Annotated in this window: 3 protein-coding genes; 2 read left to right on the top strand and 1 reads right to left on the bottom strand. The window is 35.6% G+C overall.

The window, feature by feature from the left end:
• Both BTHERMOSOX_RS10965 and BTHERMOSOX_RS10975 read left to right on the top strand, forming a co-directional pair.
• Positions 1 to 240 (top strand): hypothetical protein (locus BTHERMOSOX_RS10965; protein ID WP_171004757.1); only part of this gene is annotated, 240 nt, incomplete at its 5' end.
• Between the two features lie 643 nt (positions 241 to 883).
• Entirely contained in the window at positions 884 to 1,219 is a 336-nt protein-coding gene (locus BTHERMOSOX_RS10975) for a hypothetical protein (RefSeq protein ID WP_138121170.1), read from the top strand.
• 11 nt (positions 1,220 to 1,230) lie between these two features.
• Here BTHERMOSOX_RS10975 and BTHERMOSOX_RS10980 read toward each other — a convergent pair whose 3' ends face one another.
• A complete protein-coding gene (locus tag BTHERMOSOX_RS10980; RefSeq protein ID WP_171004758.1) occupies positions 1,231 to 1,398 on the bottom strand; it encodes a hypothetical protein in 168 nt (55 codons plus the stop codon).
• Between the last annotated feature and the right edge of the window lie 338 nt (positions 1,399 to 1,736).

Consider the following 1,736-nt stretch of genomic DNA (forward strand, 5'->3'; position numbering starts at 1 on the left):
ATTACCGACCTTAATTATTTGTTTTGGGATAAATTAGGTTTTTTTGTTGCCACAATTGATACAAGCTTGGCAACGGTTACGCTACCCGCTTATTTTCTTGATGTCAGTGCAAAATTTTTAATTCCTTATCTTGTTATCTGGATTGAAGTTTCGTATGTAGCGCTGATTCAGCGTCATCTAGCACCAATTCCCGCGCGTCATGGAACGATTCCCTTAACTGGGTATCTTGGGCTAGCTTAGCTTTAAGCCAGCTTCTTGACCGCCCTAACACTACTGCTGCCGCCGTAGCATTAAAATTGGTTTTTTTAAGTGCCCGTAAAATTGTTGCTCTAGATATCGTGTTTCTCGCCCCACCTTTTTTGTCTGCCATGATTTTTAATGTGTGCGTGTCTGGCTAATTCCAGTTTATTTCTATTGACTTTACGTCAATGGTGTGATTTTTTTGGTTTTGGTGAAAATACAACTTGTAACCCTAATAATTTCGTGCAACCTGCTGTTTGTTATAGTAAAAAACCCCAAAAGGTTACAGGTTACAAAATACAGCCCTGAAAAGTACAGCGGTATAGGAAAATAAAAAAACATATATAAAAAAACTAATACATTAAATGCTAATATGTTTTTATTTTATTTCTATACTGCTACTTATATATCTATTAAATAGTGTAACCTGTAACCTTTATAAATAATATATATAAATAACAATAACTTATAATAAAAAAATGAGGTTACATTTAGGTTACAGGTTACAAAAACCTGTATTTATAGGGGGTTAGCCATATAAATACAGCATTAAGCGCCCTGCTAGCCAGCATTAAACCACAAGCTATTTAAGGTCGTCTTTAATTATGGCGCAACGGTAAATAACTAACTAACTTATTCAGACATGAACGAGATAAGATATTTTCTAACAGGAAATCATCTGGTGCAGGTTCTTTGTGAAGATGATAACCCCATGCAGGCACAACGTTACGACCCAGTAAAAGGGCGGCTTGTGATTGATTATAAAATGATTACTCGCGTAGCAAATGATATGGACGCGAAAAGGATTACAGAGCTTGAATATTGGCGATACAAACGCGCTTTAAATGAAGGGCATGAAACCGAAAAACTTTATAAACGCATTACAGCCTTTCATAAACAGCTAGGCGGTGATAAATCAGCCAGCGATATACTTATGAAACGACTGGAAAAACTCGCAGAAGAGAAAGAGAAAAAATAATTAAACGATTTTTAAAGGTCGTATTCTTCTTTCAATTCTTCAAGTATTTTTTTCATTCTTGGCGGTGGGTTATTTTCTTCAATCCGTCTTTTTGTATATTCTTTTAAGGCTTCTTCATTGGTCATGGTGTTGGGTTTTTTGCCTAACTGCCAAAGTAATTTATCTCTTTCTTTTCCCATAGCCTCACCTCTTTGAATATTTGTTAATTATAGGGACTTTAAAACTATTTTATCCTTTGGGAATGGAGGATGAGATGAATTATTTATTATTGGAACGGCTCAACATAAAGTTTGTAACCTAAATCCTGCAAGCCATTATTTGGATGCCCAGTAACCATATAATTAGTATGGTTACCGGGGTTTCTACTGCCACTTTGCATACCTTTTTCCGATCGACGGATCCAGATTCCAGCTATAAATAGTGGGAATCTTTAGTATTCTCTGAGTTCAAGGCAATAAGCATTCTGCCAATGTATCATGGCCTTTAATCAAAATCGCTTAACTTTGATTTAATGCTA

Source organism: Bathymodiolus heckerae thiotrophic gill symbiont (assembly GCF_900128515.1).
Lineage (GTDB): Bacteria > Pseudomonadota > Gammaproteobacteria > PS1 > Pseudothioglobaceae > Thioglobus_A.

Bases quoted from the DNA above. Each gene is read 5' to 3' on its own strand.
- BTHERMOSOX_RS10975 (WP_138121170.1), top strand. From the start codon at position 884: ATGAACGAGATAAGATATTTTCTAACAGGAAATCATCTGGTGCAGGTT.
- BTHERMOSOX_RS10980 (WP_171004758.1), bottom strand. From the start codon at position 1,398: ATGGGAAAAGAAAGAGATAAATTACTTTGGCAGTTAGGCAAAAAACCC.